The following is an 18,414-nucleotide window of genomic DNA, read 5'->3' as shown; positions in this document are numbered from 1 at the left end:
GCTGTGCGTAGATGTGATCAAGAGACAGGCACGCTTCATGCTCGTGCCAGTCGGTATGCCACAGGGATCACCAGCCCCATGTAGTCCGCGCCCGCAACGCCGGCATGTCTCGAACCGCCGCAGCGGATGCGGCGGCCCATGTTCGCCTGTTGCGAGCGACGGTTGGAGGGTGGCGGGCCATCCGGCTCCCGGAACCTAGGCTTCCGCGGCATGGATTCCCGGGCGCGGATGGTTCGCGGCCGTCCTCCGCATCCCGCTTCGCGGCACGGCCCAGAAAACCGGGACCGTTTCCCCTGATGAGTTTTCCTCGATGAGCTTCGACCTCGCGCGCTACCGGGCCGAATGGACCGGCGGCAGCCTCCACCGCGAAATCCTGGCCGGCATGGTCGGGACCTTCGCCCTGATCCCGGAGGTGATCGCCTTCTCCTTCGTCGCGGGGGTCGATCCGGAAGTGGGGCTCTTCGCCTCCTTCGTGATCGGCATCGTGATCGCCTTCGCCGGCGGCCGGCCGGCGATGATCTCCGGCGCCGCCGGGTCCGTGGCGCTGGTGGCCGCCGCGCTGGTCTCCTCGCACGGGCTGCAATACCTGCTGGCCGCCACGCTGCTCTGCGGGGCGATCCAGGTGGTCTTCGGCCTGCTGAAGCTCGACGTGCTGATGCGCTTCGTCTCGCGCTCGGTGCGGACGGGCTTCGTGAACGCGCTGGCCATCCTGATCTTCTCGGCGCAACTGCCGCAGATGATGGATGTGACCTGGCACACCTATGCGATGATCGCGCTGGGGCTGGCCATCATCTACCTCGTGCCACGCGTCACCGAGGCGATCCCCTCGCCGCTGATCTGCATCCTGGTGCTGACGGTCGTCTCCATGGGCATGGACATGCCGCTGCGCACCGTGGCGGATCTGGGGCGGCTGCCGGATTCCCTGCCGTCCCTGGTCTGGCCGCAGGTGCCGCTGAACCTGGAAACGCTGCGGATCGTCTTCCCCTATGCGCTGGCCATGGCGATGGTCGGGCTGCTGGAATCCATGATGACCGCCGGGGTGGTGGACGACTGGACCGAAACCAACAGCTCCAAGCGCGCCGAATGCACCGGGCTCGGCATCGCCAACATCGCCGTCGGGGCCTTTGGCGGCATCGCCGGCTGCGGCATGATCGGGCAGACCGTGGGCAACCTGCGCTATGGCGGGCGGGGGCGGCTTTCCACCTTCGTGGCGGGGGCCTTCCTTCTGGTGCTGATGGTGCTGCTGCGGCCCTGGGTGGCGCAGGTGCCGGTGGCGGCGCTGGTGGCCATCATGATCATGGTCTCGGTCAGCACCTTCTCCTGGTCCTCGCTGCGCGACCTCGCGGCGCATCCGCGCCTGTCCAGCCTGGTGATGCTGGCCACCGTCGCGGTGGTGGTGGTGACGCACAACCTGGCGATGGGCGTCTTCGTCGGCGTGCTGCTGAGCGGCGTCTTCTTCGCCTTCAAGGTCATGCGGCTGATGCAGGTGGAGAAAGCCTATGACGAGGCCGGCCGGACCCGGACCTACCGGGTGAAGGGACAGGTCTTCTTCGCCTCCGCCGAGATGTTCGCCGATGCCTTCGACCTGCGCGACGCGGTGGCGCGGCAGGTGGTGATCGACCTGACCGGAGCGCACCTGTGGGACATCACCGCCGTCGGCGCGCTGGAGGGCGTGGTGAACAAGATGCGCCGCCACGGGCTGCGCGTGGAGGTGGTCGGGCTGAACGAGGCCAGTGCCGGGATGGTGGAACGGCACGGGCGGTTCAGTCCGGCGGAGATGTGAGGACACTGGCTGGAAAAACGGCGCCCGTCTGGCGGGACTTCAATTCTTGGATGGAAGGGGCGGCAAACGCCCCTTCCATTGGGCTTCCTTCAGGCGAAGATAAAATCGCAGGAGGTCAGATGCTCAACGCCAAGGACTGCGATGTAGTTGTAGGTGCCGAAGTCGATTGAACTGCCCTGAATCGTCTGGCCATTGCCCAGCGCGACGCTACCGGTGTGGATGGTCAGGTCACCCAGGCCATGCACGCCCTGGCTGGCGAAGCCGGTGAGGTCAATGTGATCTTTGCCCTGCTCGAAGTCCAGGATCCGGTTTTGAGTGATGCCAGGATTGAATACGAAGGTGTCACTGCCACCCACCGCCTGCCCGGATTTTGAGCCATCGCCGGAGATCAGGTTGTAGGAATTGCTGCCTGCAATGATGATGTCATCGCCCCCGCGCGCAAAGCCACTCAGCGACCCGTCACCAGAGATGATCTGATAGCCAGAGTTGTTGCCGCCTATGATCAGATCATTTCCGCCCCGGGCGAAACCCGACAGAGCCCCATCGCCAGAGATATAGACCTCAGAGACGCCCGACGTGACTGTGATCCGGTCATCGCCACCTTTGGCAAAGCCCGACAGGGCACCGTCACCGACAATGGAGCCGTAGCGGACGCCGCCTTCGATCTCGTCATTGCCGCCGATCGTGAAGCCGTCCAGCTTGGCGGAATCGCCATAGACGGTGGCGCTGTTGCCGATAATCTGATCGTTTCCTCCTCTGGAGAAGCCATGCATCTCGTAGGCATCGCCATAAATGGTGGGACGGGCATGTGATCCGGAGCCGCCGCCCAGGATCATGTCATTTCCGCCGACGCTGAACCGGTCCATGACATAGGCATCGCCATAGATGATCTCATCCAGCAGGTCGGCGTAGCCACCCACCAGCGTGTCGTCGCCACCATGTGCAAAGCTGGTGATGGAATAGGCGTCGCCGTAGAGCCGGTTGGTGACGGATTGCCAAGTCCCATTCACGTGGTCACCGACCAGGACTTGTGCGCTAGCATGCTGGAAGCCGCTCAGAACGCCGCTGGTGTCACCATAGTAGATCGCCACAATGATTCTCCCCGATTCGCCTGACCCTATTGGTCTGGCAATGGAAGTCATTGCGATGCCGTATCACGGGTTGGTCAATTCCAGGGAGTATCTCAAAAATAGCTTTTCATGGATTGAACAGGACAGTCCTGAGAAAAAGCCTGGATAAAATTAATTTGTGTTGTCCCTCATCCATTAGGATGATGCGCCCACGGAACCTGCCAGAACAGTGCGTGGATTTGTTCCAGTCCCTACCGCCGATCGAGCAGCAGGCGCAGGCCCAGGCCCAGGAAGATCGTGCCGGCGAGGCCGTTCAGCCAGCGCGTGGCGCGGGCGGAGCGGTTCAGGCGGCTGACGGCCCGGCCGGCACCGGCGATCAGCACGGCGAAGAGCGGCACTGCCAGAAGGGGCAGGAGCGGGCCGAGCAGCAGCATCTGGAGCCAGGCCGGGGCGAGGCCGGGTGCCACGAACTGCGGCAGGAAGGCCAGAAAGAACAGCGCGACCTTGGGGTTGAGCAGGTTGGTCAGCATGCCCTGGAGCACGATGCGGCCCTGCCCCTGGAGGCGTGTGCCCTGGAGGTGGGGCGGGGTTCCGGTGGAGGGGGTGGCGGGAGCGATGCCGGCCTCGCCGCGCCAGGCGGCCCGCAGCGCCCCGAGACCGAGCCAGACCAGATAGGCGGCGCCGGCGAGGCGCAGCAGGGCGAAGAGCATGGGCTCCGCCGCCAGGATGGCCGCCACACCCAACGCGGCGGCGACGATATGGCAGAAGGCGCCGCAGACGATGCCCAGCACCGCCGCCCAGCCGCGCTGCGGCCCGCCGGACAGTGTCTGGCCCAGCACGAACATCATGTCCGGCCCCGGAGTCAGCACCAGGACCAGACAGGCCAGCAGGTAGGCGGCGAGCAGGGCGGGATCGAGTGGCATGGCGACCGCCTTCTGCGCCGGGCGGCAACGCCGGTCCAGCGCATAATCCTGATCCCCGGCATCAGCGCCGCTGCTGCCCCGCCTCAAGGCGAGCCCCGCCCTGGGGACAGGGCCGAGTGGAGGGAGCGGCATTGGTGGCATGTCTGCCGCGATGCAATATTGCGTGGCTTGCCGCGCCCGCGAAAGGAAACGTCTTCCGTCGCCGGGTGCGGGTGCCCGATCCATGGACCCGTGTGATGACCGAGAACGCAACAGACCGAAGCCTGACACGCCAGGACGCCAAGACCCTCGCCCTTGCCTCGCTCGGCGGCGCTCTCGAGTTCTACGACTTCATCATCTACGTCTTCTTCGCGGTCACGATCAGCAACCTGTTCTTTCCGACCGACATGCCGAAATGGCTGGGGGACCTGCAGACCTACGGCATCTTCGCCGCCGGCTATCTGGCGCGCCCACTGGGCGGGATCATCATGGCCCATTTCGGCGACAAGACCGGCCGCAAGCGCATGTTCACGCTGTCCATCCTGATGATGGCGGTGCCGACGCTGCTGATCGGCCTGATGCCGACCTATGCCTCGATCGGCTATGCCGCGCCCGTGCTGCTGCTGGTGATGCGCGTCTTCCAGGGCGCCGCGATCGGGGGCGAGGCGCCGGGCGCCTGGGTCTTCGTGGCGGAACACGTCCCGGCCAACCGCGTGGGCCTGGCCTGCGGGCTGCTGACCGGAGGGCTGACCGGCGGCATCCTGCTGGGCTCGCTGATGGCCACGGCGATCAACCTTGCCTACACCCAGGCCGAGATCCTGGACTGGGCCTGGCGCCTGCCCTTCGTGGTGGGCGGGATCTTCGGCCTGATCGCCATGTACCTGCGCCGCTGGCTGCACGAGACGCCGGTCTTCGAGGCGATGCGCGCCCGCAAGGCGGTGGTGCGGGAGATGCCGCTGAAGCAGGTGCTGCGCGGCCATGGCGCCTCGGTGGTGGTCTCCATGGCGGTGACCTGGATGCTGACCGCGGCCATCGTGGTGGTGATCCTGCTGACGCCCTCGCTGATGCAGCGCCTGCACGGCATCCCCGCGACCACGACGCTGATCGGCAGCAGCCTCGCGACGCTGACCCTGACGATCTGCGCCGTGCTGGTGGGCGTGCTGCTGGACCGTTTCAACACCGTCATGGTGACACTGGTGGGCACGGTGCTGCTGATCGCCGCGACCTATGCCCTCTATGTCGGCACGGCGGCGAACCCGGACAACCTGGTGCCGCTCTACGCGGTGGCCGGGGCCACGGTGGGGATCATCAACGTGGTGCCTTATGTGATGGTGCGGGCCTTTCCCGGGGAGGTGCGCTTCACCGGCGTGTCCTTCTCCTACAACGTGGCCTATGCGGTCTTCGGTGGGCTGACGCCGATGGCGGTGGGCACGCTGGCGGGTTTCAACGCGATGGGGCCGGCGCATTACGTCGCCCTGGTCGTGGTGATCGGCCTGATCGCCGTGGTGGCCAACGGCATGCGCCGCGCCGCCGTCTATGCCCCGCCCGTCGCGGCGGAGTGATCCCCGGCCGCCACGGGCGGCCCCTGCGGCATGGCAGATAAGGGAAGGGGCGGGACCCATGGGTTCCGCCCTTGGCCTGTCCGCCCTCCCATCGTGATCGGGGTGCCGGCGCGACCGGGATTGCAACGCCCGGGCTCCTGTCGCCTTCTATGGCCGGAGCCCTGCCGGAGCCTCCGGCGCGGGATCGCCCATCGGAGATGGAGGAGCAAGGACATGGCGGATCTGGTGATCATCGCCTATCCGGACGAGCAGACGGCCGAGGCCGCGCGTCAGAAGCTGCTGAGCCTGCAGAAGGAGTACCTGGTCGAGATCGGGGACGCCGTGGTCGCCGTCCGCCAGCCGGACGGGAACGTGAAGCTGAACCAGCTGGTGAACACCACCCTGGCAGGCACGGCCTCCGGCGCGCTCTGGGGCACGCTGATCGGCCTGCTCTTCCTGAACCCGCTGCTGGGCACCGCCGTCGGCGCCGGGGCGGGAGCGCTGAGCGGCTACTTCACCGATGTCGGCATCGAAGACAACTTCCTGAAGGACGCCACCCAGGCGCTGCCGCCCGGGGGCGCGGCGCTTTGCGTGCTGGTGCGCAAGGTGACGGCGGACAAGGTCCTGCCTGCCATGTCCGAGTTCGGCGGGACGGTGCTGCGCACCAACCTGACGGCGGAGCAGGAGAACAAGCTGCGCGAAGGGCTGAAGGCGGCGGGCTGAACCGACCGCCTTATCATCCGGAGCATGGGGCCGGGGCCATGTGGCACCGGCCCGCCTTGCCGCCGCGAAGCCGGTCAGCCTCCGTCCATGCAGCGGCCCAGGTCGAGGGCCGCGTCCGTGCCATTCCCGCCCTTGCCACCTTCCGGCGCGGCGGGGACAGGCTTCACGCCGGACAGGAAGACCCCCAGCACACGGCTGTCCTCGCTTGCCCCGGCCTGCCGGGGGCTGGTGGCATCCGGGGTTTCCAGCAGCAGCGTCACCATCGAGCCCGGGGCCGCATCGCGCCAGGGCAGGAAGACACGCTGCGCCCTGGTGAACTCCAGGGACATCCGGCAGGCCCGTCCTCCGGCATCGCGGATGGTCACGCGCTGCGGCGCACCGCCGGGCGGGACATAGGCCGAGAGCGTCAGGATCGCGCCGCGTGTGTCCGGCCTGACCGGCAGGCGCAGCACCGCAGACCCGGCCAGGGACCAGCGCCCTCCGCGCTCACGGGGGGACCAGCCGAGGAACTCGGCCCGCCGCGGCGTGGGCCGGAAGGACAGAGGCTGGCAGGCGAGACCCAGCCGGGGCAGCGCGTCCCGGTAGGTCGTGAGATAGGTGCTGCTGCTGGCGCCACCGGGATCGGTCGGCCAGAGGACGGTGCGCGACAGCGCCTGCAGCACCAGCGGATCGTGCCCCATCCGGTCCGGCACCTGGCAGGCGCTCTCGCGGAGGAGGTCGAAGGCGCCCTCCTTTTCCGCCATGAGCCGGGCGGAGGCGCGGTTGTGCAGGAAGGTGGCACTGCCGAGCAGGCCCAGCCCCAGCGCGCAGGTCAGCACCGCCCGCCGGGCCCGGACGGGGCCGTGCCGCGCCGCGCCGCGGAGCAGCAGGGCGAGGCCGATGGCCGCGGCGATGCCCAGGCTCAGCGCGGAAAGGCGGGAGTCGACATAGGTGCAGTCGCCGTTCCGGCACCATGACTGGTACTTCTGGGTGAAGGCATGGGCCAGCGTGTTGAGCCAGGCCCAGGCGAGGCAGGCGAGCAGGACCCGTACGGCCAGCCCGTTGTCCAGCCGCGCGGCCAGGGCCGGCAGCAGCCGCGCCGCCAGCCAGGCCCCCATGGCAAGCAGCAGGATGGCGGGGGCGATATCCTCCGGCGCCGGGAAGGGTATGGTGAGGTGCGGAAAGACGGTGCCGTTGACGGTATGCAGGAATTGCAGGTGGAGGATGTCGGCCAGTGGCAGGGCCTCCGCGATCGTGCCCGGATAGTGGCTCGGGAAGACCATGCGGTAGCCGAAATGGACGGCCGCCGAGGCCAGCAGCGCTGCCCCCTGTATCCACATCTCCCGGCTCCGGCGCGCCCGGGACGCGATCAGCGCCAGCAGGGCCAGCCCCAGCCCTTCCAACAGTGCGTATTCCAGCAGCATGGTCGCGGCGAAGAGGCCCAGCCCGGCGGCCAGGGCGGCCGGTGCGGAGAGCTGCGCGACGCGGGCCAGCCGGAGATGGATCGCCAGCAGCGCCAGAAGCGGCAGGGTGAGCATCAGCGGATAGGCATTGGGCGGCAGGTGATGCGCCGCCATCGGCAGGGTGCAAACCGTCAGCAGCAGCGCGGCGCGCGTCAGCGGCAGCCGGAAGCGCTGGGCGAAGAGGTGGCAGAAGCAAAGCAACGTCAGGCCAAAACAGAGGACGACCAGCAACCGGCCCCAGGCGAATTCCGGCAGCATGGTTCCCAGCAGCACCAGCGGCATGGCGGGATACATGCCGACACGCCCCTGGTCCTCCGCGATGCGAGTGAGCCGCGTGGTCAGCTCCCAGGGCGAGTCGAGCTCGGTCAGGGTGACGTACTGCCAGAAATTGTCGTCGGCGGTCTGATGGAAGGCGGACAGGAAGGGCAGGAGCTGGATCGCGACGAAAGCGACGAGGACGAGGTCCGGCAGGTGGCGCGCCAGGGACGGCGTCAGGAAGCGGGTGCCGGTTCCTGTGCCGGGGGGATGGGGGGCTTTCCGGTCGCGCGGCAGCGGCTCCCTGCCGGGGGCCGGCACCAGCTCATGCGCCGTGCGGGAATTCGGGGAGCGCGCCATTGGCCAGCGGCTCGGCGTGGTGAGGCCGGACAAGGGGCAACGCCTTTTAAATGAGAATGCCGCTCATTTACAGGAAACCGACTGGACGCACAGCAGGTTTGTGTCGGTCCATGCACTGGGCGGATAGCTGTCCGGCAGGGTGGCGGGAAGGAGGCGGAAACCCGGTTCGCCGGAACGGCTCATGCGCGAAGCCTCCCGGCAGCCCGGTTGTTGCACCCGGAGCGGGGTCCATCTAGCAGTTTCGTCACTGCCTTCCTGGAAGGAGACCGATATGCGACAGCATCCGGGCCCCGGCCCCGTGCCCCGCCGCTCCATCATCCTCGGATCACTCGCGACGGCTGTCTCCTGGCCACTGGCCGACATGCGATCGGCCTTCGCGCAGGAGGCGGTGAAGGCGGCCCCTCCGGCCTCGGCGCCGGCGGCGCGCGGGGCGGTGGAGGCCTGCCGCGACGCCATCCTCCGCATTTCGCGCGAGGTCTGGGCGAATCCCGAACTGTCGCTGCACGAGGAGGTCTCCTCGGGGATCCACCTGCGGGAGTTGCGCGCCGCCGGCTTCACCATCGCCAGCCAGGGTACCTCGGGGATTCCGACGGCCTTCGTCGCGGAATGGAGCCAGGGCCAGGGTGGCCCGAAGCTCGGCTTCCTGCCGGAATACGACGCGCTGCCGGGGCTGGGCAACGCGGCCGAGCCCCGCCCGGTGCCCGGGCCGAAGGGCGCCGAGGTCGGGCATGGCTGCGGGCACAACATGCTCGGCGCGGGCTGCACCGGCGCGGCCATGGCGCTGCGCAGGATGATGATGGAGGGCGGCCATCCGGGGACGATCCGCGTCTATGGCTGCGCGGCGGAGGAGACCGAGGGTGCCAAGGTCTACATGGCGCGCGACGGGCTGTTCGACGACCTGGATGCCTGCCTCGCCTGGCATCCGGCGCCGATGACCGGCACGGGCCTGCTGCGGACCGCCGCGATGAACCTGCTGCGCATCCGCTTCCGGGGCCGCAGCGCCCATGCCGGGGTCGATCCCTGGGAAGGGCGCAGCGCGCTGAAGGGGGCCGAGATGTTCGGCATCGGCGTCCAGTTCATGCGGGAGCACCTGCGCCCCACCACCCGGCTGCATTACGTCTATACCGATGGGGGCGAGGCGGCGAACGTCGTGCCGGACCGGGCCGCGGTCGCCATCGTGATCCGCGACACAAACCGGAAGCAGGTCGGGGAGGTGACCGGCTGGGTCCGCGAGGTGGCCGAGGGCGCGGCCAGGGCGACGCAGACCGAGGTGGAGATCGAGCAGCCCTTCGGCCTGCACGATCTGTTGCCGAACGAGGTGCTGGTCCGCCGTATCCACCAGCACCTCTCGGCCGTGCCCATTGAATGGACCCCGGCGGAGCAGGATTTCGCCCGCGCCTGCCAGCGCGAGTCGAGGCTGCCGGAAGCCGGGCTCGCGACCAATCTCCTGCCCCTCCTGCCGGAGATGCAGACGGGCGGTTCCACGGATGTCGGCGATGTCAGCTACAACGCCCCGACCGGCCTCTTCGCCTGGGCGACCATGCCGGTGGGCGTGGGGCTGCACACCTGGCCGGTCACGGCCTGCGGCGGCACCTCGATCGGCGACAAGAGGGCGATCAACTCGGCCATCGTCATGGCCGGGGTCGGCTTTGACCTGATGACCGATGCCGGGCTGCGGGACCAGGTGAAGGCCGATTTCCGCAAGCGCCGGGGCGGCGGGCCCTATGTCTCGCCGCTGCCGGAAGGCAAGAAGCGCCCGGAGGGCATCCCGCCGCGCCTGCTGCTGCGCGATGGCACCGGGGAGCTGACCGACGAGTTCTACGAGCTGGGCGCCCGGTAGGGGGCGCCGCATCGTCTTCGGGCGGTCCGCCTCCGGGCCGTTCCTCAACCCATCCCGGCCAGCTCGCGCCACTCCGCCTCGGTGAGGGTGCGAAGGCCGAGCTCCGCGGCCTTCTTGGCCTTGGAGCCGGCATCGGCGCCGATCACCACGAGGTCGGTCTTCTTGGAAACGCTCTTCACCACCTTGGCACCCAGCGATTCCGCGCGGGCCTCGGCCTCCTGCCGCGTCATGGTTTCCAGGGAGCCGGTGAAGACGATGCTCTTGCCGGAAAGCGCGCCCTCGGCCACCGTCTCGGCCGGTTGCGGGTGGACCTCCCGCAGCAGGTCGTCCAGGGCCTCCAGGTTGCGGGGCTCGGAGAAGAACTCCACCAGCTCCTGCGCGATGGCCGGGCCGATGCCCTGGATGCCGCCCAGATCCTCCCGTGCCTCGGAGCCCAGGATGCGGGCATCGAGCATGGCCTGGCGCCAGTGTTCCACCGTGCCGTAGTGGCGGGCGAGGAGGCGGGCGTTCTGCGCGCCGATGCGCCGGATGCCCAGGCCGAAGAGGAAGCGTTCCAGGGACGGTTCCCGCCGCGCCTCGATGGCGGCGAGGAGGTTGGTGATCTTCCTGGAATCCTTGCCGGAGCGGCCGCCCCAGCCTTCCCAGCCACGCATCCGCTCCGTATGGCCCTTGAGGCGGAAGATCCCGGCGGGGGTGTTCACCAGCCCCTCGCGGTGCAGCAGCTCGATGTTCTCGATGCCCAGCCCCTCGATGTCCATCGCGTTGCGCGAGGCGAAGTGGATCAGCCGCTCCACCTGCTGCGCCGGGCAGATCAGGCCACCCGTGCAGCGCTTGATCACCTCGCCCGGCGGCCGCACGGCATGGGAGCCACAGGCGGGGCAGGTGTCGGGGAAGACGAAGGGCCGGCTGTCCGCCGGGCGCTTCTCCGGCACGATGCCGGTGATCTGCGGGATCACGTCGCCGGCGCGCTGCAGGATCACCGTGTCGCCGATGCGGACATCCTTGCGGGCGATCTCGTCCTCGTTGTGCAGGGTGGCGTGCTGCACCATGACGCCGCCGACATTGACCGGCTGCATCACCGCGCGCGGCGTCAGCGCCCCGGTGCGGCCGACCTGGATCTGGATGTCCAGCAGGGTGGTGGTCGCCTGTTCCGCCGGGAACTTCCAGGCGATGGCCCAGCGCGGGGCGCGGCCGACGAAGCCCAGGCGGCTCTGCCAGTCCAGCCGGTCCAGCTTGTACACCACGCCGTCGATGTCATAGGCGAGGCCGGCGCGCTTTTCCGCCAGCTCCGCCTGGAAGGCCCCGGCGGCATGTTCGTCGGGCAGGAGCCGGGAGAGCGGGTTCACCCGGAAACCCCAGCCTTCCAACCGCTTCAGGTACTCGGAATGAGTTTCCGCCACCGGCTCGCTGGACTCGCCCTGGGCATAGGCGAAGAGGCGCAGAGGGCGGCTGGCCGTCACCGCCGGGTCGAGCTGGCGCAGCGAGCCGGCGGCGGCGTTGCGCGGGTTGACGGGAATGCGGATCGCCGGGCCCACCGGCTCGCCCGCGGCGCGGCGGGCCTCGCGCTCCTCGTGCAGCCGGGTCTGCTCGGCATGGAAGGCGAGGAAGTCGGGCTTGGTCATGAAGACCTCGCCCCGGATCTCGATGCGGGCGGGATGGGGCGCCGGAAGCTGGCGGGGCAGCTCGTCCAGCGTTTCCAGGTTGCGGGTGATGTCCTCGCCCACCATGCCGTCGCCGCGCGTGGCGCCCCGCACGAAGCGCCCGTCCTCGTAGAGCAGGTTCACCGAAAGCCCGTCGATCTTGGGCTCGCCCACGAAGCGCAGCACCTCCTCGACCGAAAGGCCCAGGAAGCGGCGGATGCGGGCGGCGAACTCGGCGAATTCCTCCGGGCCGAAGACATTGTCCAGGCTGAGCATCGGCGTGCCGTGCCGGCTCTTGCTGAAGCCTGCCGCCGGGGGCGCGCCGGGCGGCGCCTCGTTCGGGCTGTCTTCCCGCTTCAGGGCAGGGAAACGCTCCTCGATCGCGGTGTTCCGGCGGCGCAGCGCGTCATAGGCCGCGTCCGACATGATCGGTGCGTCCTGCTGGTGGTAGGCGAGGTCGGCCTCGGCGATCTGCCCGGCCAGGCGGGCAAGCTCGGCGCGCGCCTCCTCCTCGTTGAGCGACTCGACGGGGCGCGATTCGGTTCGGTCGGACATGGCGGCAGGCCTAGGGCAGATCGGTAAGGAGCGGAAACGGCGGGTGATAGCGGAGTAACGCGGCAGAATGTGTTCGGGCGGGGGGCGTGGCCCGGGCGGGAAGGCTCCGCCTTCCTCCCGTGACCCCCCCATCCGCCAGGACCCTGTGGGCCCTGGACCTGGGGTGTTGGCTCCCGCTGCGGCCGGATCGCGCCGGGGAGCATGGCTCTCCGGCGACTGTGGGCGCCACCAGCACGGAGACGGTGTCCTCTTCCTTCTGGGAGCCCCGCTGGCCCATCTGTCCGCCAGGATCGGGCCAGGGGACTGGCCTTGCCACCCGCGCCAACGCAAGGCGAGGCCCGGGGGCATACGATGTCCCCGGCGGTGGGGACCGGGGGAGGCGGCGCCTCCCCCGGTGCCAGCCACGGGCGAGACGCCGCAAGCCGGGGCTATCGCCGGACCGGCTGCGCGCCGAGGGTGAACTTGAAGACCCGGACCGGCTGCACCACGCGCGACGTGCCGCCCTGGAAGGCAGGGAGGCGGTTGAGCTGGGCCGCCGGCAGCCAGAGGTCGCCCGCATCGTCGATCCACATCGCATCCACCCAGAGCAGGCGCGGGTCCTGCACCAGGGTGGTGACGGTGCGGTCGGGGGCGATGCGGAGGATGGCGAGCTTGTCCGTGTCGCTGGCGTAGATGTTGCCGGCGGCGTCGATGGCCGTGCCGCCGGTGGAGCCGGTCTGGGCCCAGGGCTCCACATGGCGGGCACGCTCGCTGTCGGCGATGTTGCGGTCATCCAGGTAGCGGGTGGCGATGCGCGACATCGGGCCGGAGCAGGACTGGTAGTAGAGCCACTGCCCGTCCTGCGACACTTCGACCTGGTCGGCATGGATGAGGACCGGGCGCCCGTCGGGGCCGCGCAGCTCCTGCCCCTCGGCCGTCAGGGGGCGGCGGGCGGTGAGGGAGGGATCACCCTCCAGCACGCGCCATCCGGCACCGCGGTCCAGGTCCATCACGATGATCGCGGGCTGGCCGGCATCGGTGACATAGGCGAGGCGCGCGTTGAAGCGCACGTCGTCGATGAAGCTGCGCTCGCCGGTCAGCTCGTCCAGCCGGTAGATGCGCTTCGCCTTGTTGGTGGCGAGGTCGATCTGCACCAGCTTGGGGCCGCCGGCCAGAGCGGGCTTGCCGATGCCCGGACTGCCGGTATCGACCACCCAGAGGTCGCCCTCCGGCCCGATGCGCAGCGCGTTGGCGCGGACGAAGGCATTGTTCGGCGCCGCGCCGGGGCGCCAGGCGTTCCAGGCGGCGTCGGGATAGGGGCGGTACTGGCCGTTCACCCATTCGGCCACGCGCGGCCCCTCGGCACCGTCCAACCGGGCGAAGACCACGAAGACGCGCCCGTCCCGGCTGGTGGTGACGCCCTGGATCGGCGTGTCGGATTCCAGCACCGGGGTCAGCCCGTTCTGGATGGGCATGGCGCAGGCGGCCAGAAAGGGAAGGGTCATGCCGGCGGCGAGCAGGCTGCGTCGGTTCATCGCGTCCTCGATCGGAAAGGGGGCGGGACGGGCGCCGCGCGGCCTCGGGATGGGTGGGGACACGGCTTGGACCGGCCCGGCGAGGTGGCGGCAAGGGCCCACAGGCACCGGAGGAGCCGGCGCCATGCCCCAGGGAAGATCGGCCCCGGTCCTATCCCCATGGCGGGGAAAGAGGCCGGGACCGGGTGGTCAGGCGGAGATCCGTGTCAGGCGGCCCCTGCCAGGAGGTCGTCGGCGGCCGCGCGGGCGGCCTCGGTGATGGTCTCGCCCGCCAGCATGCGGGCGATCTCCTCGCGCCGGGCGCCGAGGTCGAGAGGTTCCACGCGGGTCTCGGCCCGGTCGCCGCGCACGCCCTTGGCGACGCGGAGATGGGCGGTGCCACGGGCAGCGACCTGCGGCGAATGGGTCACCACCAGGACCTGGAGCCGGTCCGCAACCCGGGACAGGCGCTCCCCCACCGCGGCGGCGGTGGCGCCGCCGATGCCGCTGTCCACCTCGTCGAAGACCAGGGTGGGCACGGGCGAGCCACGGGCGAGGACGACCTTCAGCGCCAGCATCAGCCGCGACAGCTCGCCGCCCGAGGCGATCTTCGCGAGCTGGCCGGGGATCTGGCCGGGATTGGTGGAAACGAGGAAGGTGATCCGGTCCACGCCATCGGCGGCCCAGGCGGGTTCCTCGCGCGGGACGAGCTCGATATGCAGCCGAGCGCGGTCGAGCTTGAGGGGGGCGAGTTCGCGCGCCACGGCCTTCTCCAGCTCGCGTGCCGCCTTGGTGCGGGCGGCGGTGAGGTCGGAGGCGGCGGCGATGAAGGCGTTGCGGGCGGATTCCGCCTCGGCCTCCAGCTTCGCCACGCGGCCGGTGCCGGCATCCAGGGCGCCCAGGCGCTCCTTGAGGCGCAGCAGCAGGCCGGGCAGCTCCACCACCGGCACGGCATGCTTGCGGGCGGCGGCGCGCAGGGCGAAGAGGCGTTCCTCCAGCTGTTCCAGCCGGCGCGGGTCGGGGCCGAAATCGGCGCTCAGGCGTTCCAGCAGGGATTCTGCCTCGGTCAGCGCGTCCTGCGCGGCGGCCAGGGCGGCGAGGGCCGGGGCGGCCTCCTCGTTCGGCGCGGGCAGGCGTTCCAGGGCGCGGGCAGCGTTGCGCAGTGCGGCGGCGGGGCCGCTGCCGCCACGCCGGTCGCGCGGCTGCAACTCGGCCAGGGCGGAGGCGATGGCCTCGGCACGGCGCTCACCCTGCTGCATGTGCTGGCGCTCGCTGGCCAGGGCCTCCTCCTCGCCCTCTTCCGGGGCGAGGTCGGACAGCTCCCCCACGGCGTGGCGCAGCCATTCCTCGTCCCGCTGGGCGGCGGCGATGGCCTCCTGCGCCTCGCGCAGGGCGCGGCTGGCGGATCGCCAGGCGCGGAAGGCGTCCCCCGCCTTGCGGCGGCGCGGCTCCAGCCCGCCGAAGGCATCCAGCAATCCGCCATGGCTGCCAGGGTCGGCGAGGCCCACCTGGTCGTGCTGCCCCTGGACCTCGACGAGCAGGCTACCCAGGCGGCGCAGGAGGCCGACGCCCACCGGCTCCCCGTTGACGAAGGCGCGGGAGCGGCCGTCGGTGTTCACCACGCGGCGGACCACGATCTCCTCCTCGCCCTCCATGCCCTGCTCCGCGAGCATTGCGAAGGCGGGGTGGTCGGGGGCGGGGGCGAAGACGGCGGTGACGCTGGCCTGGGCCTGTCCGGCGCGGACCATGCCGGATTCGGCCCGCTGGCCAAGGGCGAGGCCCAGGCTGTCCAGCAGGATCGACTTGCCGGCGCCGGTCTCGCCGGTCAGCACCGTCAGGCCGGAGCCGAATCGCAGGTCCAGGCGCTCGATGAGCACCACGTCGCGGATCGAGAGGGAGGCGAGCAAGCGGGCTCCGCGGGAGGAGCGGGCCGGGCGCACGAGGCGCCCGGCCCGGAAGGTTCGTGGGAGGTCAGAAGATGGTGTTGAGGGCCCGCCGGAAGAAGCCCGGGCGCTCGTCGCCCGGCGCGGGGGGCGCACCCTCCACCAGCATGGCGTAGCTGTCCTGGTACCAGGGATTGCCCGGGTAATTGTGGCCGAGCACGGAGGCGGTCTTGCGGGCCTCCTCCGTGAGTCCCATCGCCAGATAGATCTCGGTCAGGCGGTGCAGCGCCTCCGGCACATGGTTCGTGGTCTGGTAGTTGTCCACCACGTTGCGGAAGCGGCCGATCGCGGCGGCATAGAGGCCGCGCTGCTGGTAGAAGCGGCCGATCGACATCTCGTGCCCGGCGAGATGGTCGCGGGCGAGGTCGATCTTGAGGCGCGCGTCGCGGGCATAGGGCGTGTTGGGGAAGCGGTTCACCACGTCCTGCAGCGCGGTGATGGCCGTGTTGCTGGAGGTCTGGTCGCGCTGCGCGTCGTTGATCTGCTCGTAGTAGCAGAGGCCGCGCAGATAGTAGGCATAGGCGATGTCGCGATGCGCGGGGTGGAGCTGGATGAAACGGTCCAGCGCCGTCAGCGCCTCGGTATAGCGGTTGCGGGAGTATTCCGCGTAGCCGGTCATCAGCCGGGCATTGGTGGCCCAGGTGGAATAGGGGTGCTCGCGCTCCACCGTCTCGAAGAGTTCCACCGCCTGGGCGGGCTTCTCCTGCTTCAGCGCGTCCATGCCCGCGGCGTAGAGTTCCTCGGGCGTGCCTATGGTGGAGCCGTCCGGCTTGGTGGTCAGGCTGGCGGATTTGCCGTCCCACTGGCCGAGCAGGCCACATCCCGGCAGGAGCAGAGGCAGCAGCAGCAGCGCCCAGTAGGGGGCCCGGCGGGGAGCCCGGCGGGGAGCTCCGTGCGGCGCGTGGCTGGCGCGGCGCGGGAGGGAGCGGCGGAGCGTGGCGATCATGCGCATGGTGGGCGCCCTATAACACGGCTGCGGAGCGCCGGCAGGGGCCGAAAGCACCGTGGATGACGAAGGATGCAGTGGCTCGTTTGCCGATCCTTTCCCGGCACAGGAAGGGGGCTGTCCGGGAAGGTGGTGCGGGCCGGGGCGGCCTGGGAAGCGCATCCGCGGACGCTGCCGGTGCGCAGAGGGATCGCCCGCCGGGGGATCGGGCGGCCCCTCTGCGCTGCTTCCTCGATGGGGCCAAGGGGAGCGGCTTCGAGGAAGCAAGCCTGACGACGTGCCGACACCTGCCTTTCAACGCCTCCTTCTGCCGGAGGCCGGGGCTCGGGGAGGTTCCGGAGACGGTGACAAGGGGGGGCTGAGAGGTGTTCGGGACCGTACTCGACGGGCTGGGGAGAGGAACGGGCGCCCACTTCTCGCCCGGGCGCGCCTCACCGGGAAAGACCGGAAAGGCGGCCGGGCGTCAGGCGGGGGCGGCGGCCATGGGGAGGCGGGTGTTGGCCGCAGCGCTGGCGTTCTCGGACACCTGGGACTCGATGCGCCAGGCGGTCGGATCGGCGAAGAGGGCACGCAGCAGGCGGTTGTTCAGGCTGTGGCCCGACTTGTGGCCGCGGAAGCTGGCCCGTAGCGGGGCGCCGGCCAGGAAGAGGTCGCCCACCACATCCATCATCTTGTGCCGCACGAATTCCTGCGGATGGCGCAGCCCGCCCGGGTTCAGCACCAGCGGGCCGTCCACCACCACGGCATTGGCGAGCGAGCCGCCACGGGCAAGGCCGACGGCACGCAGCCGGGCCACGTCCTCCGCCATGGTGAAGGTGCGGGCATCGGCCAGGACCTCGCGGAAGGAGTCCGGCGTCAGGGGCAGCGAGAGGTCCTGCCGGCCGACAGCCGTGCCCTCGAAGGCGATGGCGAGGGAGATCTCCAGGCCGCGCCGGCTGTTCGGGTGCAGCTCGGCCCAGGCGGAGCCTTCCTCGACACGGATGGGCTTCAGGACCTCGATCGTGTCGCGCGGCGCATAGGGCGCGGAGGCCGTGATGCCGGCGCAGTCGATCAGGAAGACGAAGGGCGCGGCCGAGCCGTCCAGGATCGGGATCTCGGGGGCATCGACCTCGATGACGCAGTCATCCACGCCGCAGCCGGCCAGGGCGGCCAGCACGTGCTCCACCGTGCCGATCCGTGCCTCGCCAGCAGGGGTGAGGCAGGTCAGCGCGGTGCAGAGGCGGGTGTCGGTGACGAGGTCGTAGCGGGCCGGGATGTCCACGCCCAGGTCGGTGCGGCGGAACAGGATCCCCGTCCCCGCCTCGGCCGGGCGCAGCGTGAGGCTGACGCGGTCACCGGAGTGCAGGCCAGTCCCGACGCAGCCGATAGCGGCCTTGAGGGTCTTGCGGGCACCGGTCACGGAAAGGAGGGAACCGTCCATAGAAGTGTTGGAACCTGTTTTCTGCCGACGGCCTTGCTGCCGCCACATCTGGAAACTGGCACCGGGCGCGGGGAAGCGCCATTCAAGCCTTGTTTCTCAATATTTCGCGTTAAGTGGCTGAATTTCTTGAGTTATTGCGCATGAAAAAACCCGCCCGAAATCTTCGGGCGGGTTTCCTGGATTCGCCGGCCGTCCTGCAGGAGCGGCCAATCGGGTGTTCCCGGGCGCCGGGTGGTCCGGCCGTCAGTTGTTCTTCTGACGGCGCAGGAAGGCGGGGATGTCCAGCCCGGTCTCGGCCTGCGGCGGGGCCCGGTGGGCTTCCTCCGTCCGCTGCGGCTGCGGCGCGGGGACAGGAGCCTCGTCCGGCAGGCTGCGCTTCATCAGCCCGGTCGCCTGGCGGAACAGCCGGTTCAGCCCGCCCGGCGCGGCACCGGGGGCCGGGGCGGCGGAGGCTGGCGAGCGCGGCGGAGCCAGCGGGGCGGCCATCGGGCCGCGCAGCAC

General features: G+C 70.0%; 12 protein-coding genes and 1 pseudogene. 4 read left to right on the top strand and 9 right to left on the bottom strand.

Going from position 1 to position 18,414, the window contains the following annotated elements; all coding sequences use genetic code 11:
- The first annotated feature begins 310 nt into the window (after positions 1-310).
- Complete coding sequence (locus ROTAS13_RS06955) at positions 311-1,783, top strand: SulP family inorganic anion transporter (protein WP_019459430.1); 1,473 nt, start codon at positions 311-313, stop codon at positions 1,781-1,783.
- A gap of 89 nt (positions 1,784-1,872) precedes the next feature.
- On the opposite strand, the gene ROTAS13_RS06950 is transcribed toward ROTAS13_RS06955, so the two are convergent.
- Positions 1,873-2,874, bottom strand: a complete 1,002-nt coding sequence (locus tag ROTAS13_RS06950) for a hypothetical protein (RefSeq protein ID WP_075821916.1) — start codon at positions 2,872-2,874, stop codon at positions 1,873-1,875.
- 230 nt (positions 2,875-3,104) lie between these two features.
- Positions 3,105-3,776 (bottom strand): LysE family translocator, encoded by a 672-nt coding sequence (locus tag ROTAS13_RS06945; RefSeq protein WP_099782053.1) that lies wholly within the window; start codon positions 3,774-3,776, stop codon positions 3,105-3,107.
- A gap of 236 nt (positions 3,777-4,012) precedes the next feature.
- Between ROTAS13_RS06945 and ROTAS13_RS06940 the strand changes: the two genes are divergently transcribed.
- Complete coding sequence (locus tag ROTAS13_RS06940; protein ID WP_075821917.1) at positions 4,013-5,317, top strand: MFS transporter; 1,305 nt, start codon at positions 4,013-4,015, stop codon at positions 5,315-5,317.
- 213 nt (positions 5,318-5,530) lie between these two features.
- Positions 5,531-6,019 carry a DUF1269 domain-containing protein gene (locus ROTAS13_RS06935; protein ID WP_019459427.1) on the top strand — a complete coding sequence of 163 codons (489 nt, stop codon included), beginning with the start codon at positions 5,531-5,533 and terminating at the stop codon, positions 6,017-6,019.
- A 74-nt stretch (positions 6,020-6,093) separates the two neighbouring features.
- On the opposite strand, the gene ROTAS13_RS06930 is transcribed toward ROTAS13_RS06935, so the two are convergent.
- A complete protein-coding gene (locus ROTAS13_RS06930) occupies positions 6,094-8,109 on the bottom strand; it encodes a hypothetical protein (protein ID WP_126281948.1) in 2,016 nt (671 codons plus the stop codon).
- A gap of 238 nt (positions 8,110-8,347) precedes the next feature.
- On the opposite strand from ROTAS13_RS06930, the gene ROTAS13_RS06925 reads away from it, so the two are divergent.
- Positions 8,348-9,916 (top strand): amidohydrolase, encoded by a 1,569-nt coding sequence (locus ROTAS13_RS06925; protein WP_075821914.1) that lies wholly within the window; start codon positions 8,348-8,350, stop codon positions 9,914-9,916.
- A gap of 44 nt (positions 9,917-9,960) precedes the next feature.
- On the opposite strand, the gene ligA is transcribed toward ROTAS13_RS06925, so the two are convergent.
- The 6 genes and pseudogenes from ligA to ROTAS13_RS06895 all read right to left on the bottom strand — a co-directional run.
- The gene (ligA, locus tag ROTAS13_RS06920) at positions 9,961-12,111 is read right to left on the bottom strand and encodes an NAD-dependent DNA ligase LigA (RefSeq protein ID WP_075821913.1); all 2,151 of its coding nucleotides are present in this window, start codon (positions 12,109-12,111) and stop codon (positions 9,961-9,963) included.
- A 428-nt stretch (positions 12,112-12,539) separates the two neighbouring features.
- On the bottom strand, positions 12,540-13,625 hold the full coding sequence (locus ROTAS13_RS06915) for an L-dopachrome tautomerase-related protein (RefSeq protein ID WP_075821912.1): 1,086 nt from the start codon (positions 13,623-13,625) through the stop codon (positions 12,540-12,542).
- A gap of 206 nt (positions 13,626-13,831) precedes the next feature.
- Complete coding sequence (gene recN / locus ROTAS13_RS06910; protein WP_075821911.1) at positions 13,832-15,511, bottom strand: DNA repair protein RecN; 1,680 nt, start codon at positions 15,509-15,511, stop codon at positions 13,832-13,834.
- Positions 15,512-15,575: 64 nt separating this feature from the next.
- Positions 15,576-16,499 (bottom strand): outer membrane protein assembly factor BamD, encoded by a 924-nt coding sequence (locus ROTAS13_RS06905; RefSeq protein WP_075821910.1) that lies wholly within the window; start codon positions 16,497-16,499, stop codon positions 15,576-15,578.
- Positions 16,500-16,956: 457 nt separating this feature from the next.
- Positions 16,957-17,913, bottom strand: a complete 957-nt coding sequence (gene lpxC / locus ROTAS13_RS06900) for a UDP-3-O-acyl-N-acetylglucosamine deacetylase (protein ID WP_019459420.1) — start codon at positions 17,911-17,913, stop codon at positions 16,957-16,959.
- Positions 17,914-18,156: 243 nt separating this feature from the next.
- A pseudogene (locus ROTAS13_RS06895) lies at positions 18,157-18,414 on the bottom strand (cell division protein FtsZ); the annotation flags it as partial.

The organism is Roseomonas sp. TAS13 (assembly GCF_001950415.1).
Classification (GTDB): domain Bacteria; phylum Pseudomonadota; class Alphaproteobacteria; order Acetobacterales; family Acetobacteraceae; genus Roseomonas; species Roseomonas mucosa.
This window is presented reverse-complemented; position numbering and strand designations above follow the sequence as displayed.

Bases quoted from the DNA above. Each gene is read 5' to 3' on its own strand.
- ROTAS13_RS06955 (WP_019459430.1), top strand. From the start codon at position 311: ATGAGCTTCGACCTCGCGCGCTACCGGGCCGAATGGACCGGCGGCAGC.
- ROTAS13_RS06945 (WP_099782053.1), bottom strand. From the start codon at position 3,776: ATGCCACTCGATCCCGCCCTGCTCGCCGCCTACCTGCTGGCCTGTCTG.
- ROTAS13_RS06940 (WP_075821917.1), top strand. From the start codon at position 4,013: ATGACCGAGAACGCAACAGACCGAAGCCTGACACGCCAGGACGCCAAG.
- ROTAS13_RS06935 (WP_019459427.1), top strand. From the start codon at position 5,531: ATGGCGGATCTGGTGATCATCGCCTATCCGGACGAGCAGACGGCCGAG.
- ROTAS13_RS06925 (WP_075821914.1), top strand. From the start codon at position 8,348: ATGCGACAGCATCCGGGCCCCGGCCCCGTGCCCCGCCGCTCCATCATC.
- ligA (WP_075821913.1), bottom strand. From the start codon at position 12,111: ATGTCCGACCGAACCGAATCGCGCCCCGTCGAGTCGCTCAACGAGGAG.
- ROTAS13_RS06915 (WP_075821912.1), bottom strand. From the start codon at position 13,625: ATGAACCGACGCAGCCTGCTCGCCGCCGGCATGACCCTTCCCTTTCTG.
- ROTAS13_RS06905 (WP_075821910.1), bottom strand. From the start codon at position 16,499: ATGCGCATGATCGCCACGCTCCGCCGCTCCCTCCCGCGCCGCGCCAGC.
- lpxC (WP_019459420.1), bottom strand. From the start codon at position 17,913: ATGGACGGTTCCCTCCTTTCCGTGACCGGTGCCCGCAAGACCCTCAAG.